Consider the following 23,841-nt stretch of genomic DNA (forward strand, 5'->3'; position numbering starts at 1 on the left):
ATAATAACAAAACAAAGTGTAACTTAATCAGTATAACACTAAACTAGTAATATATAATCCAGTTTTATTTATTAGTTCCCAATGGTTACTATATATTTTACGTTAAAATTATATTCGGTTTGCTTGAAAGGCTATTTTAATAAAAAACATGTTATTGGGTTATTTCATACGACTAAGCAGAGGTGTAAATGTTAAAAATATTAGGCCGCACTTCGTCAATTAATGTCCGAAAAGTATTATGGACTGCACATGAGCTTGATCTTAAATTTATTCATGAAGATCACTGGGGAAATCATGAGAATTTAATTCAAGTCGATTTTTTAAAATTAAACCCCAATGCGCTTATTCCAGTCCTTGTTCATGAACAAGGCTCATTATGGGAGAGCAACACAATTTGTCGGTATCTAGTGGCAAAATCCCAACGGACGGATTTATTACCCGAAGAGCCACTTGCTAGGGCTGAAATAGAAAAATGGATGGATTGGCAAATCTCAGAGCTCAACCCAGCATGGCGAGCTGCATTTATGGCACTAGTAAGACAGGATTCTTTTTTTCTACAACAACCTGAAATCGTGGAAAAAAGCATCCATTTATGGAATGAAAAAATGCAAATAATTGAATCTGTGTTATCAAAAAATCAGCCCCAAAAAAATCATCAGAACTATCTCTATGGAAACCATTTTTCTCTAGCGGATATCGTTATCACATTATCAATCCAACGTTGGCTATTAACCCCGATAAAACGCCCTAACACACCATTTTTACTTGACTATTATAAAAAAATGATAAATCGCCCTGCAGCATTAAAATGTATAAACCAACAGACCGCATAACAAATAACCTAAAAGCGTGTGCTACAAAATTTTAGCACACGTAGTTCCTTATTCGAGCGGTGAAGCAGGACTTGAGCACTTATCTTTCCAAATTTGGTTAACCTGTTCAGGCAATAATATTTCATGTCCTCCGTCAATAAACGGAATAGAAATATCCATGCGGCCTTCATCATTGGTATAAGATTTAACAATAAAACGCTTAAATCCGTCAGGCTTATCATTTTTATATCGATACACCTCCCCACAAACATAACCAACCTTACCATTATCCGCAGTGTAGCGAGAAAAATGATATTCAATATTTCTAAATTTTGCTGCTTGTGGGTACGCTAAAACATCATAAACATTCTTTTTTACTTGCTCAACTAAACTCAATTGAGTTGGTTTCATATATAGTGCCCCTAACAGAAATGCAGCACCAAAAATAAGTATCGCAATGATTACTTTAAAAAAATTCATTTTTATTCTCGCCATATATGACCAAATTTATTGAAATAATGTTCATTATGATGATAACCAGATATCAATTAAAATCCATCTTTAAAACGTAAATATTCTTATATTTATCATTTTGTTATTTAAATAAGTTCAACATTAAAACCTTATTGTGTGTAATGTTAAGTTGAGTTTAATATTACAACTGTTTTTTACTCTTAATCCCCTAGAAAATTTCTCGTTTCTATTGTGATCCTCTGTAAACAATCAGTATAGTAAGAAAAATAATAACACTGCATGATAATAGGAAGTTGAAAAATGAAAACAATAGGCCTCATTGGTGGTATGAGCTGGGAATCTACATTACTATACTACCAACAACTTAATGAAGGAGTGAAACAGCAGTTAGGTGGCCTACATTCTGCTAAAATTGTTTTATATAGCGTCGATTTCGCTGAGATAGAACAGTATCAGTCCAATGGGCAATGGGATTTGGCAGCACAATGTTTAGCAGATGCAGGAGAGCGTTTAAAGCTTGCAGGCGCTGATTTTCTGGTTCTTTGCACCAATACTATGCATAAAGTAGCACCACTAATTGAATCTCAAACCGGTCTTCCATTATTACATATAGCTGATGCAACAGGTGAACGGATAACACAGTCAGGTATAAAAACAATTGGACTCTTAGGAACTGCGTTTACGATGGAGCAGCCCTTCTATAAACAAAGGTTGATTGATAAGTTTAATTTGGATGTTCTAGTACCTAGCGCTCAAGATAGAAAAATAATTCATGATATTATTTATAATGAACTATGCTTAGGAAAAATAAACAAAGAATCTAAACAGGAATATCAACGTATAATGACATCTCTGGTAGAAAAAGGTGCTGAAGGTATCATTTTAGGATGCACTGAAATAACATTACTTGTTAATCAACATGATACTACAGTAAACATATTTGATACCACCGCCATTCATGCACAAAAAACAATTGAAGTTGCGCTATCTGCTTAATCATTATTATCTAATAACAGACGCTGTCTTCAATAATTATTGTTAAGATAGTTTCTGTTAAATAATGGTAGCAAAATTGACATATCATCTAGTTAAAAATCACATTTTGCACTATTAAATAGAATTTAATATTAGCCAATTCTCACCTTTTGATTATAAAATACAATAATGCTATTTTTTATCGTTTATTGCACTAACTCTATTCTTATAAGAGTTAGTTTAACTTAACCACCTTAGATTTGTTTTTTATTAAATTTACAGATTATTACCCATTGAATATTAATTCTCATCTAAGATAATAAAAAATTAAGATTAAATTTTTGACAGGTTATTATGTATAAAAATAATGTTGGTAATGTTGTATTAGGCGGATTTATTAAACAAAAACGTATAGAACGTCAAATTACGACAAGAAAAATGGCTGAACTAATATCTATTTCTGAAAAATCATACATAAAATATGAAGATGGAACTCTTTCAATATTTATTGACCACCTTGTAATGCTATCTAAAATACTCAATATAGATGTCAAAACATTATTTGATATCTACGTCAACGCACAACCATGAGCCTGAATATATTGTACTATCACAAAAATTTTGCTTTATATTGAAAGGGTTAAATATAGTACTTAGACAAGAGTTATCACCAGCAATTAACGTTGTATAAAGATAATCTCAGTTTGCATCCTCAATCACAGCAAATTGAGAATGTATTGTATGTGTCATCTTTACCTTGGGTTTCATTTGACAGTTTTAATCTAAATATTGCAGATATTACTAATGTCTTTACCCCTATATTTACTATGGGAAAATACTATAATGACAACAATAAAACATGGTTGCCTCTAGCAGTACAGGTACATCATGCTTGTTTGCGATGGCTTCTATGTTGGTAAATTTTTAACTGAATTACAAAAATTATGTGATAAGCTAGCTCATTAGTACCATAAATTACTCACCGTTATGAAGGAAACTAGCCCTTCCTTCATTTGTCGTGGGTTAATCTCGTTATAATGGCACTCTCAGTATTTTTAATTCAAAAATAATAAGCTCATATAAATGGCATCCCCAATAGTACCACTTTGAAAAAAATATTCCGTTGGCGTAATTACCATTTTAATAGTGCTGGTGAGTAAAGACGAAACCAATTCAATAGGGTCAGTTGCAGGCATAGTTCCTCCATATTTTGTCATACACTACGTTCTAAGTAGTGCTTATACAATGAGATAAAGGCTATAAAGAAGACGCCATACCCCAACAGATTTTCACCTCTTTTAACGAACTGGTATCACTCCCCCCCCAGCTTCTGCTATTATGAGCCTCTTTTTATAGATCTCGCTGATTAGGCTTTAAGCACAGAACAATAATAATTTAACAGCTGAAAGTACAATTAACCATCAGCAACATAAACCCCAGTAGCAGAACAATATAGAATGACAACCAATAAAGAACAGTACAACTTAAATAAGTTGCAAAAAAGAATTCGCCGTGATGTTGGCCAAGCAATCGCTGACTTTAACATGATAGAAGACGGTGACCGGATAATGGTTTGCTTGTCTGGAGGTAAAGATAGTTACACACTGCTTTCCATCCTGCAAAGTTTGCAAAAAAGTGCCCCTATCCAATTTTCATTAGTTGCGGTTAATTTGGACCAAAAACAACCTGGCTTCCCTGAGCATATTTTACCTGCATACCTTGATAACCTTGGTGTGGAGTACAAAATTGTTGAAGAAAATACCTATGGGATCGTAAAGGAAAAAATTCCTGAAGGGAAAACAACTTGCTCATTGTGCTCTCGTTTACGACGTGGAATTCTGTATCGTACAGCAACTGAATTAGGTGCAACTAAAATTGCACTTGGTCACCACCGTGATGATATTTTACAGACCATGTTCCTAAATATGTTTTATGGCGGTAAGTTAAAAGGCATGCCTCCTAAATTAATGAGCGATGACGGAAAACACATTGTTATCCGACCACTCGCTTACTGCCGAGAAAAAGATATTGAGCGCTTTGCACAGGCTAAAGAATTTCCAATTATCCCTTGTAATCTATGTGGCTCTCAACCAAACCTGCAACGTCAAGTTATTAAAGAGATGCTACGTGATTGGGATAAGCGTTATCCTGGCCGTATCGAAACAATGTTCCGCGCCACTCAAAACATTGTGCCGTCTCATTTATGTGATACCGAATTATTTGATTTCAAGAATATTTCTCATGGAGATGAAGTTATCAATGGCGGTGACCTTGCGTTTGACAAAGAAGAGCTGCCTCTCCAACCTTTTATAGAGGAAGATGATAAGCCCGACTTTGCAGCTGAACGCCTTGATATTATTGAAGTTAAATAATATTTATTATAACCTCCTTGTTTGGAGGTTATTTTTTGCTCGGATTTAATGCAAAAAAAAGCCGATGTAAATTACATCGGCATTACAGTGGTCAATTATTCTGTATAAGAACTCAATATGAGAAAAACTACAATTATGGAGCACAACGTTCATCGCTCAACGTTGCATTCACCTGCAGGACTAATACTGCACTAAAACCTCAGTAGTTTTATTGATTTATCTCAAACTAGGTCCGGTTATAGGAAATAAGTCATCAATATTAGAGCCATCGGCTTTTTCTTAGCCACCATAAGACGGTTGCGATTAAAACGGCTAATAAAACGCAAAAGACACTAAAGGCAAAGCGGAATTCATTACCGGGGATCCCTCCTAAATTCACACCAAACAAACCCGTTAAAAACGTTGTTGGTAAGAATATCATGGCCATTAATGACATCGTATAAATACGCCGGTTCATCATTTCAGTCATCATATTCGTTATCTCATCAGAAATAATCGCTGTACGTGCTATAAATCCATCGAGATCTTCAATGCAACGCCCTAACCGGTCAGAAATCTCTTGAATTCGACGACGATTAGTTTCATCTAACCAAAGTAATTTTTCCGTTGTTAAGCGAGAAAACATATCTCGTTGTGGAGCCATATAACGGCGGATTACAATAATTTGCTTACGGAGTAATGCAAATTCTCCTCTATCAGGAATTTGGCCATTTAATATGGAGTCTTCCATATCAATTAAACGCTCATGCAAAGAATCTGTAAAATCACTTATTTCATCTGTAATAGAATCAGCAACCTCTACTAGCCAATCACCTGTGCTTTGCGCACCTACTCCCTGTTTTAAGTCATCAATAACAGAGTCTAAAGAGTTTACTTTTCGGTGACGGCTAGAAATAATTACCCGGTTATTAATAAATACTCGAAATGCAACTAATTGCTCAGGACGCTGGCCAGTATTGGTATTTAAAGTTTGCAATGTTAATAAAATGCCATCACCAACACGTATCAAACGCCAACGCCCTGAATGCCCTGATAGCGCAGACTTAACTTGGTCATTAAAGAGGTCTGATTGCTGAATCCAATTAAAACTTTGAGGATCTTTATAATCATAATGAAGCCAGAACGGAGACTGCTGGCTCGCACTCGCATTCACATCAATGGGAAGTAATCCACCGTCTCCATTTAACTGAAATGCATGTACAGGATTTGAATTTTGGAATAAAGAACCATAAATCAGCCCCATGCAATATCTCCCTTTTATAATCAATACGGTATTTGTAGTCGAATAAATAATTCTTTGCAATTATTTCAAGAATCACTTCCACAATACATGAATAAAACAACAAAGAAAAAAGAATGAGATTAACATCTTATAAAAACAGACAATTCCTCATAAATCACAAAATATCGCCATTTTTGCTAAATAAAACCACATAATTGACACAAATGAGCAATAAAATTTACGATGAGTTTTTTATTATAAAAAGGTAGTGTTTATTCCTTTTTTTGGTCCTCCTTCCCATTCTCCAGAGGAAGGAGCTTTTTTCTTTTTGTCAGAAAAACAGCCCACAACATGTGCAGGCTGAGATCTTTTTTAATGTTTAATAATATAAAAGCTATGGCTATATGCGACATCTTCAGGGTTGTTAATCGGGTAACCTTTTAGCCAAGGCTTAATTAGGCGTGCATTGGTATATTGATAAATAGGTGCGATTGGCGCTTCTTTTGCAATGATAGCTTCTGCATTATTATAATAACGGTTGCGTAATTGCGCATTTGTTTCAATACTCGCCGATGCGATAACCTCATCATATATAGGGTTGTTGAATTTTGGTATATTACCACTATGCTGAGAAGTGAGCAGAGACAAGAAGGTTGAAGGCTCATTAAAATCCCCTATCCATGATGCGCGTATAACATCAAAATTTCCTGTATTACGGCTATCTATATAGGTTTTCCATTCTTGATTAACTAGTTTGACCTCAGCACCTAGCTTTTTCTTCCACATAGAAGCAATTGCTATAGCAATTTTTTGATGGTTTTCTGAACTATTGTATAATAACGTTAATTCTAATGGGTGATTTGGACCAAAACCAGCTTGTTGTAATAACACTTTTGCTTGCTGGTCTAACTCTTTTTGTGAATAGCTATTATAAAGCCCTTTTTCAGGCTTAAAGCCATCAGTGACATCAGGAGTAAAATAATTTGCGGGCTTCTCCCCTGTACCTAATACCTTATTCGCAATTAATTGGCGGTCAATCGCCATGGATAATGCTTTTCTAACACGAACGTCATCCGTTGGTGCACGTTGAGTATTAAAAGCATAGTAATATGTCCCTAATTGGTCTGGTGTAAAGACTTCATTAGGAATATCTTTTAACAATTTTTGATAGCGTTGTTTTGGAAATGATTCGGTAATATCTAGATCACCCGCTAAATAACGATTAGTTGCATGAGACTCTTGGTTAATCGGGACAAAAGTGACTTTAGTGATGACTGTATTTTGATGATCCCAATAATTTTTATTTGGTACCAAAACAATTTTTTCATTAACCACTCTGTCTGATAAAACAAAAGCGCCATTTCCAACTAAATTTCCGGCTTTTATCCAGTCATTACCAAACTTTTCAACGGTTTTTTGGTGAACAGGAAATAAACTAAAGTTAGCCGTTAACGAAGGAAAATAAGGTACCGGCTTATTTAGAGTAATCTTTAGTGTGTGCGTATCAACCGCTTCAACACCTAGTTGCTCAACTGGCAATTTACCATCAATAATATCTTGCGCATTGTTAATGCCTGCTAGTGCTGCAAACCAAGCAAATGGTGATGTTGTTCCAGGTGAAACAAGTCGCTGCCAGCTATAAACAAAATCTTGAGCCGTGACAGGGTCACCGTTTGACCAATGTGCGTCAGATCTCAGTGTAAATGTCCAAATACGATTATCAGCCGTATCCCAGCGTTGAGCTACTCCAGGGATCGGCTTTCCATGATCATCTTGGTTAACCAGCCCTTCAAATAAGTCACGCATGACTTGTGCTTCTGTTAACCCCACTGATTTTACTGGATCCAAAGATGCGGGTTCGTCTTTTAAATGCCGTGTAACTTCTTGGTTTTCAGCTAAAACTGTACCTGTAGGTATCACGGCACTAATAGCTGGTGTAGTAACAAAAACTGAAGAAATCAAAATCGCTAAAGATGTAAATGAATGTTTATGCATTATATTTTCTATCTTGTTAATATAAATAAAGGTAACTAAAAGCCTAGTTAAATGATTTCAAATGAAGATGCTATTATTAACAACGTTACTGCATTTACTGATTAAGTTTCATTTCGGTAATTTGAATGTTGGAAAAACCTACTATGCCAATAAAAACATAAACTTATGATGTAAAAAACTATATCTAACATGGGTAATATCAAGTCATAATTACTCTGTAGTTTATCTTAATTTATCATATGCTTTCATATTTAAATATCCACATTTCTCGTGTAATTAATTGATTTCCTAACTCAAATATACATAAATTAATACTCATATTATAGAACCATAACCCTATCTCTATCATTTTTCAGGTAATTAAATAATGACTCAAGAAACCAATACAGACCGATTTCCTTTTGTTACACTTCATAGGTCAGTTTAAAAAGTGCATAACAAAAAACGCAAGCATTGATAAAGCTTAGTAGTTATATAATGATGATGCACCATACTGTAATAAAAAGTAGGTAAAATTATCTTGTTTTGCCCCATATAGGACTCAAGGTAAGAGATAAAGTTTCCGTATAAAATTTGGTCATTAGTACAATGTAAAACTCAGCACTGCGTAACTGCACATTAAAAAACCTTTAATCGCAAAGATTTTTTATTAGAAGATAGATTAAGTTATCAGTGACTCACTTTATGAATGGGAGAAAAATTCATGTCGCAGACAGTTAAGTTAAAAGGTAATGACATCACAGTTAACGGTGTCTTTTTACAAGCGGGCTCAAAAGCTAAACCTTTTACCCTTGTCACCAAAGATCTCAGCGAAGCAACGCTGGAAACCTATGAAGGTAAACGAAAAGTTTTAAATATCTTCCCAAGTGTCGACACTGGCGTATGCGCAGCGTCAGTTCGCAAGTTTAATAAGCTCGCAAACGATTTGGATAACACTGTTGTATTATGCATTTCTGCTGATCTACCTTTCGCACAAGCGCGTTTTTGTGGTGCAGAAGGTTTAGATAATGTTGTTACGCTATCTTCTTTCCGTAGCGGCTCGTTTGCGAATGACTATGGTGTTGATATTGCTAGTGGCCCATTAAAAGGCCTGAACGCTCGTTCCGTTGTTGTCCTAGATGAAAACAATAACGTTATTTATAGCCAATTAGTTCCTGAAATAACTGAAGAACCTGATTACGACAGCGCATTAAATAGTTTGAAATAAGCTTTTGTCATATTTAGTTCACTGTAGTTAACAATAAAGCGGGAATTTCCCGCTTTATTGAATAATATAAACACCACTCTAATCTACGTGAGCCCAATACAATGGTTGGTGGTTCTTTGCATTAACAACATTCGCAAATAACTTGTTGTCACTCATTATAGAAATCAAAGTATGAGAGAGCGTACTCAATACTTTTAAGGCTTGGTCCTGGGTAACAGGGCAGCAAGATGTCAAAATATCAATAATGAGGTCTCGAGGCTTATGGCCATTTTTTACCAGCGCCTCCCACGTAAAACGATTTTTCTTCGCTAAATATTTTACTGCAGCTTTATTCATCAGATAAAGTTCGGCGGCTGAGGCGGCAGACTCAAACATATCATTTTTATAATGACTCTGGCTCATGTATTCGCGTAGCTTACGATTTACAACGAAATTAATAGTGAATTGATCCATGGCAACTCCTTGTAGGCTGAAACCCATCAGATGAGATTACGATACCCTAAAACAGCAGCTGTCTTTGTTATATAGCAGGAAAATTCACCAATTAGCAATAGTATTAGCAGGGTTTTGCCATATCAAACACAAGATAAAAAAGATACGTCTTTAAAATAAGATTGAGTCAATGCCCCATTTTCATAGACTTCATCCATTGTTCGCACTACATATTGGCAATACTTATTCAAACCGTCTTCCGGTATTGTTGTTGCTTTGCCAGAGCCACTTAAAACCAGCCCTATTATTGCGAATACGTAAGTTATTCTTTTATACATTTAATTTAATTTTGCTCTTTTTTCGTATTAAGGCCATATTCTCTCAATTTATTGGCAATTGCCGTATGAGAAATATCCAAACGTTTAGCTAATTTACGGGTACTCGGATAATCGCGATACAAACGTGCTAATACCGATGCTTCATAACGTTTAGTGATTTCATCTAGCGAGCCATTGAGTGAATCTAAAGCGAGTGCGGGGGTATTAACTACATCAGGTAATTGGATATTATCTGCATCTAATATATTGCCATTAAGTTGCGTTAACCCTTGATAAAGAGCATTTCTCAGTTGCCTTACATTACCCGGCCAATAATAACTACTTAAATATTCTATCAACGAAGGTGCCAATTTAGGTTCAGCAATATGAAGCTCTTTGGAAAAGCTGGCGACAAATGTTTTGGTCAGCGGTTGAATATCTTCTTTACGTTCACGCAATGGAGGAATAGTTAATGTCAGTACATTCAAACGATAGTAAAGATCCTCTCTGAATTTTTTTTCGGCAACCAATTCAGGTAAATTTTTCTGTGTTGCACAAATCACACGAACGTTCACCTTAACTTCTTTTTCTTCCCCAACACGCCTAAATGTTCCATCATTTAAAAAACGTAATAACTTAATTTGCATTTGTGGCGACATTTCAGCAATTTCATCAAGCAACACCGTTCCGCCATTGGCTTGTTCAAAAAAACCCTTTTTGCCTTCAACTGCATTTGGATAAGCTCCCGCTGCATAACCAAATAATTCACTTTCTACGACATCATCCGGCATCGAAGCACAATTTAAGCCTAAAAACGGTTCTTTTCCTCTCGCACTATGCAAATGACAAGCTTTCGCTAAGATATCTTTCCCAGTCCCCGTTTCACCGACAAGTAATAATGGCTCATCCAGCATAGCAATACGTTTGGCTCGTTCAACCACATTTGCCATGACAGGGCTAACAGCAATAATTTGTTCAAAACCGCTACCATCTACCTCAATAACTTGTTGGCGTTGCTTATCTAAAATTGCAGCCGATTTCAACAGTAATACTGCTCCTGTACAATGGGATTTACCATTTTCATCAGCCAAAATAATAGGTGTTACTTGCATCAAATAGTCTTGGCCTTTAATGACAACTTTCTCGGTGTACGCCTCTGGAGACTCCCGTTCAAACCAACGTACTAGCCCTTGACTACCAACTAGCTGTGAAAAGGTTTTTTCTCGAATTTTAGCCTCATCATAACCAAATAACTGCAATGTCATTGGGTTAATCAACTCAATATTTAGCTTGTTGTCTATGGATAAAACAGGTTCTGGAAATGAGTTTAAGAGCGCCCAAACGGCTTTATGTTCTCTTTCTGAAGGCATAAAATAAATTCGGCGAACATCAATAACACCATTAATACGGCGTATTTCTGCCATCAATGTGCTGAATACCTGAAAATCTACAGGTGTAAAGTTGAGGTAAATCCTACGTTGAGGAGAGATTTCAATACCTTTTAAATCAATATTTTGTAGAACTAAAAGGTCAAGTAATTCACGCGTTAAACCGATACGGTCTTGGCAGGTCACTTCGAGGCGCATAGGTAAGAACCTTCATCAAAAAAGCCGAGAGAATAAAGGTATTTTAGCCTTAAACATTAAGGGAATACAGTGTTTGTGTCACAAATTGTTGACAGCTTGTAAGCTTTATAATCATCAACAAATAAAATCACGGTTTTCCTTTATTTTTTAAGGCTTGAAATAAGAATAAACACATTAATCAATAAATGATGCTGCAGAGTGAGCAAAAACTGTCAACTCACCCTGCCAATGCGATTGTTTTACGCTTTTTCTTTTTTGCTGGGAATGACATTTTTTAACTGGCCAATTAACTGATGGCGAAAATCGGCTAAACGTGGCTTGTTTTCTATCCAAGGTAGTGGTCGACATAATTCCATCGCCTTAATACCTAAACGCGCAGTTAACAAGCCTGCTCCAATACCTTGTGCTGCTCGTGTTGATAACCGTGCGGTAATGTCTTGAGATAGCCAATCCATCCCCACTTCACGAATTAATTCAGACGCTCCCGCAAAGGCAATATTAATGAGCACCATGCGAAATAGCCGAATTCGGCTATAGTAACCGAGTTCAATACCATAGATTGCCGCGATCCGATTAATTAGACGAATATTTCGCCAAGCAATAAATGCCATATCCACCAGTGCTAGCGGGCTCACCGCAATCATGATGGCCGATTCTGCGGAACAACGACTAATTTCTTTACGAGCTTGTTCATCAAGGATAGGCTGAACCATTCGACTATACAATTCAACAACTTCCCTATCATTATGAGAGTCATGAAGAGTGGCTTGCCAATTAGCAATTGCAGGATGTTGCATCGATAACGCAGATTGTTTAGCCAGTTTTTCACAAAAAGCCTTTCCTTGCCCCATACCATGACTGTGCAATAATTCGCGAGCAAAGTCCCGTTCCTCCGCACGTTCTCTCAGGCGATACAACCGCCGCCATTCGCCAACAACAGACCCAACACCCGCCACAACGATTAAACCGCCCGCGGCAGCGACACCTAACGCAGTCCAATCTTGTGTTACCCATGATTGGTGGATCCAAACGCCGAGCTGAGCAACGACACTGACCCCAAAAATTCCCGCAGCCGCGCCAACTAATTTACGCCAAAAACTCCGTTTTGGTTTTAACGCTTCGTTAATCAGGCTTTCAACCTCACCTTCTTGGTTGTCCTGCTCTGTTTCCAAAGACACTGGTGTAAATTTTTCAAGTTCACGTTCATCAAAAACTTGGGCTTTTTTTAGCGATTCTTTCGTCTTATTTTCACTATGTTCAGCAAAATCTAAACGCTGTTTTAAGGGTTCATTCATTTCAGTTTATCTCCCAACAAAAATTCAAGCGCACTGTCCATACGAATGTGTGGCAATGGTTGATCCATTGGCGTTGGCCTTGGTCTGAAATCTTCAAATTGAAAACCTTGAGTTTGCCAGAATTGTTCATTCGGCAAGCGTTTTGGCACTTCCCCTGGGTAAAACATTAACGGTTGACCATCACTTAGCCGATTCCCTTTTAACGCAGGTAATTTTTCACCTTTATAGTCTACCAGACCACTTTCGGTAGCTTGTATTGATGCTAGACCCACACAATCCATGCTGATCCCCTCAAACGCAGCATGCTGCCATGCCTCTTGCACTAGCTGTTGCAACAAAGCCACTAAATTTGCATGTTGGTCTGGTGTTACGTGATCTGACTTACTTGCGGCAAAGAGTAATTTATCAATACAAGGTGAAAATAAACGCCTCAGTAGTGTGCGCTTTCCATAATGAAAACTACGCATTAATTGCGTTAATGCCATTCTCATATCATTAAAAGCATCAACACCACTATTTAGCGGTTGTAAGCAATCAACTAACACAATTTGTCGGTCAAAACGTTGGAAATAATCACGATAAAAGCCCTTTACAACATGCTCACAATAATATTGATAACGTTGCTGTAGTGCGCCAATATTGGTGTTTTTACCTGCCTGTGCGAGCTTTTTGTCGCCATATTTGGCCACATTCGGCCATGGGAAAAATTGCAGAGCCGGCGCTCCTGCTAATTCAGCGGGTAAAACGAAACGTCCCGGTTGAATAAAGTGCTGCCCTTGGGCCTTGCATTCCACTAAATACTGAGTGTAGGCAGCGGCAATTTCAGCAAGCAAATTTTCATCAACTGGCGCTAAAGGGTCACATTTTTCACACAATGCCAGCCAAGGTTGGGCTAAATGTGCGCGTTCCCCCTTGATTAAGGTATTCATTTGTTCAGACCACGCTAAATAATTTAAATCTAGCATGGGTAAATCCAACAACCATTCACCGGGGTAATCGACAATCTCTAAATATAATGATGAGTTATCAACAAAATGACGCAAAAAAGAGTCTTCTGAGCGGTAATGTAATTTAAGGCGTATTTCACTGACTCCCCTTGTTGGTGTTGGCCATTGCGGGGGCTCCCCATAAAGAGAAGCAATACCTTCATCATACGCAAAACGTGGTACTGACAAATCACGGTGAGGTATCCGTTTAACACCTAGTAACCGCTTATCTCGCGCAGCAGAAAATAAAGGCAGCCGTGCCCCGGCATTCACATTCAATAGTTGATTCACCAGTGAAGTAATAAATGCGGTTTTTCCACTACGGCTAAGCCCTGTTACTGCGAGCCTAACATGACGATCAACACTTCTATTCATCAAATCCGTTAATTCACTGTGCAGTCGTTTCATGCTCCTCCCAAGACTTATCCTTTCAATTTAAACCCATTTTACGTCATATTGCGTACTATAATTTAGCATAAAACAAATTGTATTAGGTTAACCGTTTAATTAGTACATTGAGCAACCATTTACTCGTCAATAATTTAATGATTTTACCTACGACTCCGGCTGGGCCATATGTCATAAGTAATACCGCAGCGATTCGAATACTTTTTTGTAGAATAAGTTTCTTTACAAATTTTTTGATTCGATAACGAACGTTATTTGCCATATGTCACTCACTTATTGATAAAAAACAAAAGGGATTTGGTTTTGAAACCTAATCCCTTATCATGTGATGGCGATACGATTTGCTATAGATTTCGAAATTTACTGTTCACTGTATAAGTATCTGAAGTAACGTATCTTTCAATCTGGCGTAACTTCATTTCACCGGATTTTAATTGTGTATCAATTTGGTTAATAAGACTACTCACTTCTGGGCCAATATCTTTCTGTGAACAGTAGCCACTTGGTGCCGCTTCGACAACAAAGCACATCACGATGTACAAAATCAAAGTAATACCAAAGCTTACAAATAAGGCTAATACGGCTAATGCTCTGACCAAAGCAACCGGAAGTTCTAAGTACTCAGCAATACCCGAACACACACCACCGAACACACGTCTATCCGTTAAACGATAAAGTTTGCGGTTGCGAAATTGAGTCATTATTTTTGCCTCCAATTTGGGTGTTCTGCATCCAAAATATCTTCAAGCGTTTTAATGCGTTGCTGCATCTGTGATGCTTGCTCTGCTAATTGCATCAAACGTTGTACTTCATTTTCAGTTAGCTGACTCCCCTGCCCATTATTTTTTTTGCTGTAATGTAGCCACAGCCAAATAGGCAGAATAAAAATGAGAAAAATAATTAATACGAGAGACAGAAAAACGTAGCCCATCACATATCCTTATACATATGGTTAACCTATCTATGGCACTGATACGATATTGCTAACGTACCAGTGCATCAAAATAACTGTTACTGATCTTTATTGATTTTAGCTTTAAGCGCCGCTAATTGCGCGCTTATTTCATCGTCTGCTTTTAACTCTGCAAACTGTTGATCCAGTGATTTTTGTTTACCAATACCATAACTTTGAGCTTCACCTTCCATATGGTCTATACGGCGCTCAAACTGTTCAAAACGAGCCATTGCTTCATCCAGTTTGCCGCTATCCAGTTGGCGACGAACATTACGACTAGATTGTGCTGCTTCCATACGAACAACCATTGATTGCTGTTTCGCACGCGTTTCTTGCAGTTTGTTTTCTAATTCAGTGATTTCACCTTTTAAACGGGTCAAGGTTTCATCAACAATAATCAGCTCGTGTTTTAAGGTATCAACCATTGCACTCACTTTTTGCTTTTCAATCAGTGCTGCACGCGCTAAATCTTCTTTATCTTTCACCAGTGCTAATTCTGCTTTTTCTTGCCAATCAGCAACTTGTTTTTCGCCCATTTCAATACGGCGCTCTAAGCCTTTCTTTTCAGCTAAAGTGCGTGCTGATGTAGAACGGATTTCAACTAGCATGTCTTCCATTTCTTGAATCATCAGACGGATCATTTTTTGCGGATCTTCTGCTTTGTCTAACAAAGAAGCGATGTTTGCATTAATGATATCGGCAAAACGTGAAAAAATACCCATTATTTATATCCCCTTGATGGATTTAATCATTCTGTAGCGCCTCGACCTGATTTGGCTTCCAACCCATACCTGACGCTCCGTTAGTCAAACAACAAATAGCATGTTGTATTTAGCTATTACAATTCACATATTGCAACTCACGTGCCAACTTTAAACAAAAATTCATATCACAATGATTTTAAATAAAATAATTATAAACTTTCTCTAAAATTCATTGTAGTTTATAGTTAAAGCATCGGTATTTCCAACCAACTATTGGTAAAAAAAACCATGAAAGAAACCAACGAACCTATTCTTGGCGTTTCAAGTAATTTTCTCGATGTACTCGAACAAGCTTCTGAACTTGCTCAGCTCAATAAACCTGTTTTGGTTATCGGCGAACGCGGTACGGGTAAAGAACTTATTGCAGATAGACTTCATTACCTCTCCCCACGCTGGCAAGAAGCTTTTATCTCTCTCAATTGCAGTGGACTCAATGAGAATTTACTGGATTCTGAATTATTTGGACATGAAGCCGGTTCTTTTACAGGTGCCCAAAAACGCCATCAAGGGCGTTTTGAACGAGCAGACAAAGGCTCTCTTTTTCTTGACGAGCTCGCTACCGCACCGATGTCCGTTCAAGAAAAATTGCTGCGAGTCATTGAATATGGTGAACTTGAACGAGTCGGTGGAAGCCAAGCATTACACGTCGATGTTCGTTTAATCTGTGCTACAAATGCCAATTTACCTGAACTTGCCAAACAGGGCCGTTTTCGAGCTGACCTCTTAGATAGGCTGGCTTTTGATGTTATTCGCCTCCCCCCACTGCGTGAACGGCAGCCTGATATCTTATTATTAGCAGAACATTTTGCCATTTTAATGTGTGGTGAATTAAAACGTTCACACTTTACAGGTTTTACATTACATGCCCAACAAGCTCTGCAACACTACCCATGGCCAGGTAATGTACGCGAATTAAAAAATGTTATTGAGCGCTCAATATACCGCCATGGAAACTGTGCTGATCCCGTTGATAATATTATTTTTGACCCATTTGGCGAAAAACTTGCTGAGCTACATGAATCACCAAGTTCACTCCCCATGCCACATACCCAACAACAGAATACAATTTTGCCTTCATTACCATGTGATTTACGTCAATGGCAACAACAATCCGAAAAAGCGCTATTAAAACAAGCACTAACAGATAGTCATTTTAATCAACGTAAAGCTGCACAACGGTTATCATTAAGTTATGATCAACTACGAGGCTTAATAAAAAAACATCAAATAAACATTGAGAATTAATAATACGTAGTTCAAATAATTTGAATTTATTGTTTGAACTACTGTATTATACTTAAACATCAAAAATTCAGGATTAAAGAATTTGGGTTATTACTTATTACTAAACATTTCCAATTTTATATTTTGGTTTCAAAAATCATTTATTCATCTCACTAAAAAAAACATATTTTCAATAGGGAAAATCAAAACAAAAATATTCAAGAAAAATAAATTTATAAGCAAAAACAACAAGTAAGACAATATCACCTTTTCCAAAAACATACAGAATTTAAATAAAAATAATTATATCTAGTAACTTATACTAATTAGCATGCATAAATAATGATTTATTTTAGCACATTTAGTTAATTATATAATCATAACTATGTTTATTTTAATCATGTTAATGTCAACCAATTAAATTATTTTTACACCTTGTCATATTTAACTACTGTGCGAAATATATTTATATGATATCTCTATTAATATGATATTTATTATATGAGGAGCCTATCATGAAGAATATAAATATACTTGCTATGACCTTTTTTCTTCTCGGCTTATCTCCTACAGTCAGCGCAGAATCATTAATGAGAACATTCTCTTACTGTGATGCGACTTTTTTCGAGAAAATGAAAGAGTATCCCGCTTTAAATGATGCATCTAATGCATTGAAAAACATGAAATTAGATGATGGTGAACAAGTTTCTGTTAATCTCAATTTTTCACCTACTGGAATTGTGACTTTTAATCGTTTTTTTGTTAGTCATAGTAATTTCGATAAATATGATGACTTCACCTATTTAGGCTTACGTGGCCAATACTATTTTTGGGGATTTGAAACCACTCAAAGCTTTGAAGAGGTTATCCGTTATACTTCATCAAGAATTGCTATTCTAAAGGTGGGAAATACTTATATCTACTCACCCATGATCCGCCACAATTTGCAAGGCCAATGGGTGTTTAACGAATACGCAACGCAAGACTATAACTTGGCCCCAAATGCAGCTGAAAAAATGCTGATTATTGAAAAGGATGAACAAAGAGGAGTGGTTCGTTTCTTATGTACACTCCAAGGTAAAGTGACCGATGAAGACCTCCACTATGTGGGTTTAGAGTAATAACGAGAAATGAAGCTAAACGAGTTTGTTGATACAAAAAAAAAGCCAGCACCCAAGCTGGCTATTAAATAAAACACTGGAAGCAATGTGAGCAATGTCATGCCTTGTCTACATAAGCACTTGGCTTAAGTGACAAAACGAATGATAATCGTTATCAGTGTCATTTGTAAAGCTTTTTAATGAGATATTTTCTCATTAAGACATACTTCAATGATTAATTTAATAATTTAAGTTAAGCATTATATTAATAACTTCCTTTTTAGCTTAATTTTCATGCTTTTTTGGGCTAAATTTTGCTTATACCCTGTCCCCCCATTTTTAGGCTACAATAGGTCAATTCTAGTTAACGATGTCAGTGGTATGCGCCTATTAACTCTTTGGTTTTTATTTCTCATTTCTGTGTCTGCACAAGCGCTTAATAACCAAGAGCGCTTTACCGATATTGTGGCTAACGAGGTTCCTGCAGATATACGCCAAAAAGGTTTTATTTACTGTGTAAATGGGATCGTAACGACATTTAATCCACAACTAGTCAGTAGCGGGTTAATTGTCGACCCTCTCGGTGCTCAAATTTATGATCGGCTATTAGATGTTGATCCATTTACCTATCGTTTGGTTCCAGAACTGGCTGCTAGCTGGGAAGTTCTCGATAACGGCGCAACCTACCGCTTATACCTGCGTAAAGATGTAAAGTTTCAAAACACAGCTTGGTATACACCAACGCGCAATATGAATGCTGATGATGTCGTGTTTAGCTTTTCTCGCATGTTTGAGGTAAACCATCCTTATCATTATATCAATGGGGGACGTTACCCTTATTTCGATAGTTTACAATTTGCCAATAGTGTCCAAAGTATACGTAAAATTAATAACCATACGGTGGAGTTCCGCTTAAATTCACCTGATGCGTCTTTTTTATGGCACCTAGCAACACACTATGCTCCTGTCCTTTCATCCGAGTACGCTGATTACCTTTCAAGTATCAATCGCCAAGAGCTAATTGATTGGCGACCTGTGGGTACGGGGCCATTTCATTTAGATGACTACCAAGCCGGGCAATTCGTTAGACTTCTCAGAAATGACAATTACTGGAAGGGTTTACCGCGTATGGAAGAAGTGGTTGTTGATATGGGGGCCGGAGGAACTGGTCGCATTTCGAAATTACTCACCGGGGAATGTGATGTTTTAGCCTACCCTGCAGCAAGCCAATTAAAAGTATTACGAGATGACCCACGTTTGCGGATTTCTATGCGTTCTGGGATGAATATTGCCTATCTCGCATTTAATACCAGTAAACCACCATTAGATAAACTAAAAGTACGTCAAGCAATTGCTTATGCAATTAATAATGAACGTCTAATGCAATCAATTTATTACGGTACAGCAGAAACAGCTGCATCTATTTTACCTAGAGCCTCATGGGCTTATGATAATCAAGCAAAGATCACTGACTATAACCCCGAACGTTCCAAAAAAATGCTCAAAGAGATGGGGTTAGAAAATCTAAAACTGGATTTATGGGTGCCGATCGCTTCGCAATCATATAACCCTAGCCCACTAAAAATGGCTGAGCTTATCCAAGCAGACTTGGCACAGGTTGGTATTGTTATGAATATCCGTTCTGTTGAAGGCCGCTTCCAAGAAAACCAATTAATGGATAGAACCCATGATATGACATTAGCAGGTTGGACAACTGACAGTAATGACCCTGACAGTTTTTTCCGCCCGCTACTAAGCTGTGCGGCGATTGGTTCCCAAACCAATTTAAGCCATTGGTGTAACCCCGCTTTTGATGAAATCTTACATAAGGCACTATTGACACAGCAATTAGCCGCACGTATAGATTATTACCATCAGGCACAGCAAATTTTAGGGGAAGATTTACCTGTCTTACCCCTTGCCTACTCTTTACGTTTACAGGCCTATCGCTATGATATAAAAGGGCTAATGATCAGTGCGTTTGGTAATACCTCATTTGCCGGTGTGTATCGGGAAATGGAACAGGCTGAAAAAGTTTCTCCGAAAAAACAGAGGCAGCAACCATGATAATTTATTCACTGCGTCGTTTTTTGCTTTTATTAGTCACGGTATTCTTTCTATCACTAGTCAGCTTTAGCTTAAGCTATTTTACGCCTAATGCACCACTGAGTGGCGCATCACTTATCGATGCCTATATTTTTTATTTTGAAGGCTTACTTCATTTTGATTTTGGCGTTTCAAGTATTAACGGGGAACCCATCACCGAACAATTAAAAGACACATTCCCTGCCACCATGGAGTTATGCATTTTAGCGTTTATTTTTGCTTTAACGACAGGTATTCCACTTGGGATTATCGCTGCTTTTTGGCGTAATAAACCAGCTGATATTGCTATCAGTGTTTTTGCTTTATTAGGATTTTCTGTCCCTGTATTTGTACTCGCACTCGTTTTAACCCTCTTTTTCTCATTACATTTAGGGTGGCTACCTGTATCGGGTCGAATTGACCTATTATACAATTTAAAAACAGTAACTGGCTTTGCCTTGGTAGATGCATGGCTTTCGGATTCACCCTATCGTAAAGATATGATCATCAATGTACTTGAACACATGGTGTTACCGGTTCTGACTTTGGCACTCGCACCAACAACCGAGGTTATTCGGTTGGTACGTAATAGCACCGAAGAAGTCGCCAGTGAAAATTATATCAAAGCAGCCGCTATTAGAGGGTTGTCACGAATTAAAATCATCCGCCGCCATATTTTTCATAATGCTATCCCCCCCATTATTCCTAAGCTTGGGCTACAGTTTTCTACTATGCTGACACTGACCATGGTAACTGAACTCGTTTTTAACTGGCCAGGGCTTGGCCGTTGGTTAGTTACTGCTATCCGCCAAGAAGATTACTCCGCAATATCCGCTGGCGTGATGCTAATTGGCGCACTAGTGATTACTGTAAATGTGTTGTCTGATATTTTAGGCGCCATGATGGACCCATTAAAACATAAGGATTGGTATGTCCTCAGATAATTTTTATCGTGAACAAAAAATGCCATCCCCAACACGAGTGGTATGGAATATCTTCTCATCAGATGTGGTTTCTATGGTGGGATTTTTTGGTGTGTTAGTTTTATTAATTTTATGCTTTGTTGGCTCTTATCTAGCACCTTATGCACTAGACCAACAATTTTTAGGTTACCAATTAACACCACCGTCTTGGTCACATTATGGTGATGTTGCCTTCTTCTTTGGGACTGACGACCTTGGCCGCGATATTCTGAGTCGGCTATTAATTGGCACTAAATCAACGTTTGGTGCAGCTATTTTAGTCACACTGATTGCAACACTAATTGGATTAGTTCTCGGCTGCCTAGCGGGAATGACTCGCGGGTTAAAATCTGCAGTTTTTAACCATATACTCGATACCTTGCTATCAATTCCATCCTTATTACTCGCTATTATTGTCGTCGCTTTTATGGGAGCTAGTTTAGAAAATGCGATGCTCGCTATTTGCCTTGCATTAATTCCGCGAATGGTAAGAACCATCTATGTTGCTGTACATGATGAGTTAGATAAAGAATACATCGTTGCCGCACGCCTAGATGGCGCTTCAAACATTTTTATTTTATGGTATACCGTACTGCCAAACATTACTCCTATTCTCGTCACTGAACTAACTCGGGCACTTTCAATTGCCATTTTAGATATTGCCGCTTTAGGTTTTCTTGATTTAGGTGCACAACTTCCATCTTCTGAATGGGGTGCCATGCTAGGAGATACTTTAGAGCTTATCTACGTTGCTCCCTGGACGGTTATCTTACCCGGTGTTGCTATCATGATAAGCGTGCTTTTTGTTAACCTTTTAGGTGATGGGCTACACCGTGCCATCAATGCGGGAGTTGAATAATGCCACTACTAGACATCCGCAATTTAACTATCGAATTTATGACTGCCAATGGCCCAGTCAAAGCTGTTGATCGCGTATCAATGACATTATCTGAAGGGGAAATTCGAGGTTTAGTCGGCGAATCAGGTTCCGGTAAAAGCCTTATTGCAAAAGCTATCTGTGGCGTAACGAAAGACAACATTCGTGTGAAAGCCGACCGTTTTCGCTTTCAAGACATTGACTTACTAAAACTCAGCCCACGTAAACGTCGTAAGTTAATTGGTCATAATATCTCCATGATATTTCAAGAACCACAATCTTGTCTCGATCCAGCCGCTGATATAGGCAAACAGCTTATCCAATCGATTCCTGGATGGACATATAAAGGCCGCTGGTGGCAACGTTTTAATTGGCGTAAACGCCGTGCAATAGAACTGTTACACCGTGTGGGGATAAAAGATCATAAAGATATCATGCGCAGTTACCCTTATGAACTCACCGATGGTGAATGTCAAAAAGTCATGATAGCGATTGCGATAGCTAACCAACCACGGTTATTAATCGCCGACGAACCCACCAATGCGATGGAGTCTACCACTCAAGCACAAATTTTCCGTTTACTGGATAAATTAAACCAAAACAATAATATGGGAATTTTGCTCATTAGCCATGATATGGAAATGATGTCAAAACTTGTTGACCGCATCAACGTACTCTATTGTGGGCAAACGGTTGAGAGCGCAACACCAGAAGATATCCTACAGCGACCACGCCACCCTTATACCCAAGCGTTAATCCGTTCAATCCCAGATTTTGAAAGCCCTCTTCCCCATAAAGGGCGGTTAAATACGTTACCCGGTGCAATTCCTTCTCTTGAACATTTGCCGATTGGTTGCCGTCTTGGCCCCCGTTGCCCTTATGCACAACGTACTTGCATCAATGCGCCTCAACTGCGCAATATTAAAGGCCACCTCGTTGCTTGCCATTATCCGCTAAACACCGAGGAACAATCTTAAATGGAAACCTTACTTGAAGTCCGTAATCTCACCAAAACTTTCCGTTTTCGTGAGGGCCTATTTCATCGGCACGAATTGCAAGCTGTTAAGCCTGTTAGCTTTAACTTACAGGCAGGCCAAACATTAGCCATTATTGGTGCCAATGGCTCAGGAAAATCAACTCTTGCGCGAATGTTATCCGGCGTTGTAGAACCCACCAGCGGCGATATTTTTATACACGGACAACCACTTAATTTTGGTGATTATAGCTACCGTTGCCAGCGTATTCGTATGATTTTTCAAGATCCAAGTACGTCCCTAAATCCAAGGCAGCGTATTGGTCAAACGCTTGAACTCCCTTTAAAATTAAACACTGACTTAACTGGCATAGAACGTGAAAGGCGCATTATTCAAACGCTTCGCCAAGTCGGGTTACTTGCTGACCACGCTGAATATTACCCACATATGTTAGCATCGGGGCAAAAACAACGTATTGCACTGGCAAGAGCGCTTATTCTACAACCCGAAATTATCATTGCTGATGAAGCACTAGCTTCGTTAGACATGTCCATGCGGTCACAGATCATCAACTTAATGTTAGATTTGCAAGCAAAACAAGATATTGCATTTATCTATGTTACCCAGCACTTAGGGATGATGAAACACGTCAGCGATAAAATGCTTGTGATGGATAAAGGTGAAGTTGTCGAACGTGGTAATACAGCAGAAGTTTTAGCCGCCCCTCTTCATGACGTTACCCGACGACTAATTGAAAGCCACTTTGGTGAGCCTCTGTCAATAGATGCCTGGCGACAAGACTTATAATGGCTTTTCCAT

25 protein-coding genes are annotated in these 23,841 nt (G+C 37.9%); 13 read left to right on the top strand and 12 right to left on the bottom strand.

Features of this window, described 5'->3' with window-relative positions; translation table 11 throughout:
- Nucleotides 1–188: 188 nt before the first annotated feature.
- Nucleotides 189–833: a glutathione S-transferase family protein gene (locus ACU696_RS14120; protein WP_004910501.1), complete on the top strand. Its 645-nt coding sequence runs from the start codon at nt 189–191 to the stop codon at nt 831–833.
- 48 nt (nt 834–881) lie between these two features.
- Here the strand turns inward: ACU696_RS14120 and ACU696_RS14125 are convergent, their stop codons facing one another.
- Nucleotides 882–1,223: a hypothetical protein gene (locus ACU696_RS14125; protein WP_181937006.1), complete on the bottom strand. Its 342-nt coding sequence runs from the start codon at nt 1,221–1,223 to the stop codon at nt 882–884.
- Nucleotides 1,224–1,586: 363 nt separating this feature from the next.
- Between ACU696_RS14125 and ACU696_RS14130 the strand changes: the two genes are divergently transcribed.
- The 3 genes from ACU696_RS14130 to ACU696_RS14140 all read left to right on the top strand — a co-directional run bounded on the left by ACU696_RS14130 (nt 1,587) and on the right by ACU696_RS14140 (nt 3,181).
- On the top strand, nt 1,587–2,282 hold the full coding sequence (locus ACU696_RS14130; protein WP_110731887.1) for an aspartate/glutamate racemase family protein: 696 nt from the start codon (nt 1,587–1,589) through the stop codon (nt 2,280–2,282).
- Between the two features lie 333 nt (nt 2,283–2,615).
- Nucleotides 2,616–2,852: a helix-turn-helix domain-containing protein gene (locus tag ACU696_RS14135; protein ID WP_117161971.1), complete on the top strand. Its 237-nt coding sequence runs from the start codon at nt 2,616–2,618 to the stop codon at nt 2,850–2,852.
- A gap of 113 nt (nt 2,853–2,965) precedes the next feature.
- Nucleotides 2,966–3,181 (top strand): CatA-like O-acetyltransferase, encoded by a 216-nt coding sequence (locus tag ACU696_RS14140; RefSeq protein WP_350025291.1) that lies wholly within the window; start codon nt 2,966–2,968, stop codon nt 3,179–3,181.
- Nucleotides 3,182–3,316: 135 nt separating this feature from the next.
- On the opposite strand, the gene ACU696_RS14145 is transcribed toward ACU696_RS14140, so the two are convergent.
- Nucleotides 3,317–3,478 (bottom strand): hypothetical protein, encoded by a 162-nt coding sequence (locus ACU696_RS14145; protein ID WP_155242205.1) that lies wholly within the window; start codon nt 3,476–3,478, stop codon nt 3,317–3,319.
- Nucleotides 3,479–3,718: 240 nt separating this feature from the next.
- On the opposite strand from ACU696_RS14145, the gene ttcA reads away from it, so the two are divergent.
- Entirely contained in the window at nt 3,719–4,633 is a 915-nt protein-coding gene (gene ttcA / locus ACU696_RS14150) for a tRNA 2-thiocytidine(32) synthetase TtcA (protein WP_004910491.1), read from the top strand.
- Nucleotides 4,634–4,892: 259 nt separating this feature from the next.
- On the opposite strand, the gene zntB is transcribed toward ttcA, so the two are convergent.
- The gene (gene zntB / locus ACU696_RS14155) at nt 4,893–5,876 is read right to left on the bottom strand and encodes a zinc transporter ZntB (protein WP_004910490.1); all 984 of its coding nucleotides are present in this window, start codon (nt 5,874–5,876) and stop codon (nt 4,893–4,895) included.
- A gap of 351 nt (nt 5,877–6,227) precedes the next feature.
- On the bottom strand, nt 6,228–7,850 hold the full coding sequence (locus ACU696_RS14160; RefSeq protein WP_004910487.1) for a peptide ABC transporter substrate-binding protein: 1,623 nt from the start codon (nt 7,848–7,850) through the stop codon (nt 6,228–6,230).
- Nucleotides 7,851–8,553: 703 nt separating this feature from the next.
- Here ACU696_RS14160 and tpx point away from each other — a divergent pair.
- The gene (gene tpx, locus ACU696_RS14165) at nt 8,554–9,057 is read left to right on the top strand and encodes a thiol peroxidase (RefSeq protein WP_004910486.1); all 504 of its coding nucleotides are present in this window, start codon (nt 8,554–8,556) and stop codon (nt 9,055–9,057) included.
- A 78-nt stretch (nt 9,058–9,135) separates the two neighbouring features.
- Here the strand turns inward: tpx and ACU696_RS14170 are convergent, their stop codons facing one another.
- The 8 genes from ACU696_RS14170 to pspA all read right to left on the bottom strand — a co-directional run bounded on the left by ACU696_RS14170 (nt 9,136) and on the right by pspA (nt 15,758).
- Complete coding sequence (locus tag ACU696_RS14170; protein ID WP_042851578.1) at nt 9,136–9,510, bottom strand: hypothetical protein; 375 nt, start codon at nt 9,508–9,510, stop codon at nt 9,136–9,138.
- A 322-nt stretch (nt 9,511–9,832) separates the two neighbouring features.
- Nucleotides 9,833–11,392 (bottom strand): transcriptional regulator TyrR, encoded by a 1,560-nt coding sequence (gene tyrR, locus ACU696_RS14175; RefSeq protein WP_004910482.1) that lies wholly within the window; start codon nt 11,390–11,392, stop codon nt 9,833–9,835.
- A gap of 239 nt (nt 11,393–11,631) precedes the next feature.
- Nucleotides 11,632–12,687 (bottom strand): YcjF family protein, encoded by a 1,056-nt coding sequence (locus tag ACU696_RS14180; RefSeq protein WP_109911277.1) that lies wholly within the window; start codon nt 12,685–12,687, stop codon nt 11,632–11,634.
- Complete coding sequence (locus tag ACU696_RS14185; RefSeq protein WP_004910478.1) at nt 12,684–14,081, bottom strand: YcjX family GTP-binding protein; 1,398 nt, start codon at nt 14,079–14,081, stop codon at nt 12,684–12,686. Before ACU696_RS14185 ends, ACU696_RS14180 begins: the two co-directional genes overlap by 4 nt.
- Nucleotides 14,082–14,163: 82 nt before the next feature.
- Entirely contained in the window at nt 14,164–14,343 is a 180-nt protein-coding gene (locus tag ACU696_RS14190; RefSeq protein WP_109911275.1) for a hypothetical protein, read from the bottom strand.
- Nucleotides 14,344–14,425: 82 nt separating this feature from the next.
- Nucleotides 14,426–14,782 (bottom strand): envelope stress response membrane protein PspC, encoded by a 357-nt coding sequence (gene pspC, locus ACU696_RS14195; RefSeq protein WP_164528910.1) that lies wholly within the window; start codon nt 14,780–14,782, stop codon nt 14,426–14,428.
- Nucleotides 14,782–15,012, bottom strand: a complete 231-nt coding sequence (pspB, locus tag ACU696_RS14200; RefSeq protein WP_004910474.1) for an envelope stress response membrane protein PspB — start codon at nt 15,010–15,012, stop codon at nt 14,782–14,784. Before pspB ends, pspC begins: the two co-directional genes overlap by 1 nt.
- 80 nt (nt 15,013–15,092) lie before the next feature.
- Entirely contained in the window at nt 15,093–15,758 is a 666-nt protein-coding gene (gene pspA / locus ACU696_RS14205; protein WP_004263893.1) for a phage shock protein PspA, read from the bottom strand.
- A gap of 270 nt (nt 15,759–16,028) precedes the next feature.
- Between pspA and pspF the strand changes: the two genes are divergently transcribed.
- The 7 genes from pspF (at nt 16,029) to sapF (ending at nt 23,829) form a co-directional block, all read left to right on the top strand.
- The gene (gene pspF / locus ACU696_RS14210; RefSeq protein ID WP_109911273.1) at nt 16,029–17,045 is read left to right on the top strand and encodes a phage shock protein operon transcriptional activator; all 1,017 of its coding nucleotides are present in this window, start codon (nt 16,029–16,031) and stop codon (nt 17,043–17,045) included.
- Nucleotides 17,046–17,539: 494 nt separating this feature from the next.
- Nucleotides 17,540–18,145: a hypothetical protein gene (locus ACU696_RS14215; protein WP_004910472.1), complete on the top strand. Its 606-nt coding sequence runs from the start codon at nt 17,540–17,542 to the stop codon at nt 18,143–18,145.
- Nucleotides 18,146–18,505: 360 nt separating this feature from the next.
- The gene (gene sapA, locus ACU696_RS14220) at nt 18,506–20,191 is read left to right on the top strand and encodes an ABC transporter substrate-binding protein SapA (protein WP_042851809.1); all 1,686 of its coding nucleotides are present in this window, start codon (nt 18,506–18,508) and stop codon (nt 20,189–20,191) included.
- Nucleotides 20,188–21,153, top strand: a complete 966-nt coding sequence (gene sapB / locus ACU696_RS14225; RefSeq protein ID WP_004910469.1) for a putrescine export ABC transporter permease SapB — start codon at nt 20,188–20,190, stop codon at nt 21,151–21,153. Before sapA ends, sapB begins: the two co-directional genes overlap by 4 nt.
- Nucleotides 21,140–22,030 (top strand): putrescine export ABC transporter permease SapC, encoded by an 891-nt coding sequence (gene sapC / locus ACU696_RS14230; RefSeq protein WP_004910466.1) that lies wholly within the window; start codon nt 21,140–21,142, stop codon nt 22,028–22,030. The genes sapB and sapC overlap by 14 nt, the downstream gene beginning before the upstream one ends.
- Entirely contained in the window at nt 22,030–23,025 is a 996-nt protein-coding gene (gene sapD, locus ACU696_RS14235; protein WP_004910464.1) for a putrescine export ABC transporter ATP-binding protein SapD, read from the top strand. Before sapC ends, sapD begins: the two co-directional genes overlap by 1 nt.
- Entirely contained in the window at nt 23,026–23,829 is an 804-nt protein-coding gene (sapF, locus tag ACU696_RS14240; RefSeq protein ID WP_004910462.1) for a putrescine export ABC transporter ATP-binding protein SapF, read from the top strand.
- Nucleotides 23,830–23,841: the final 12 nt, after the last annotated feature.

The sequence above is a fragment of the Providencia sp. PROV_01 genome, from assembly GCF_053098325.1.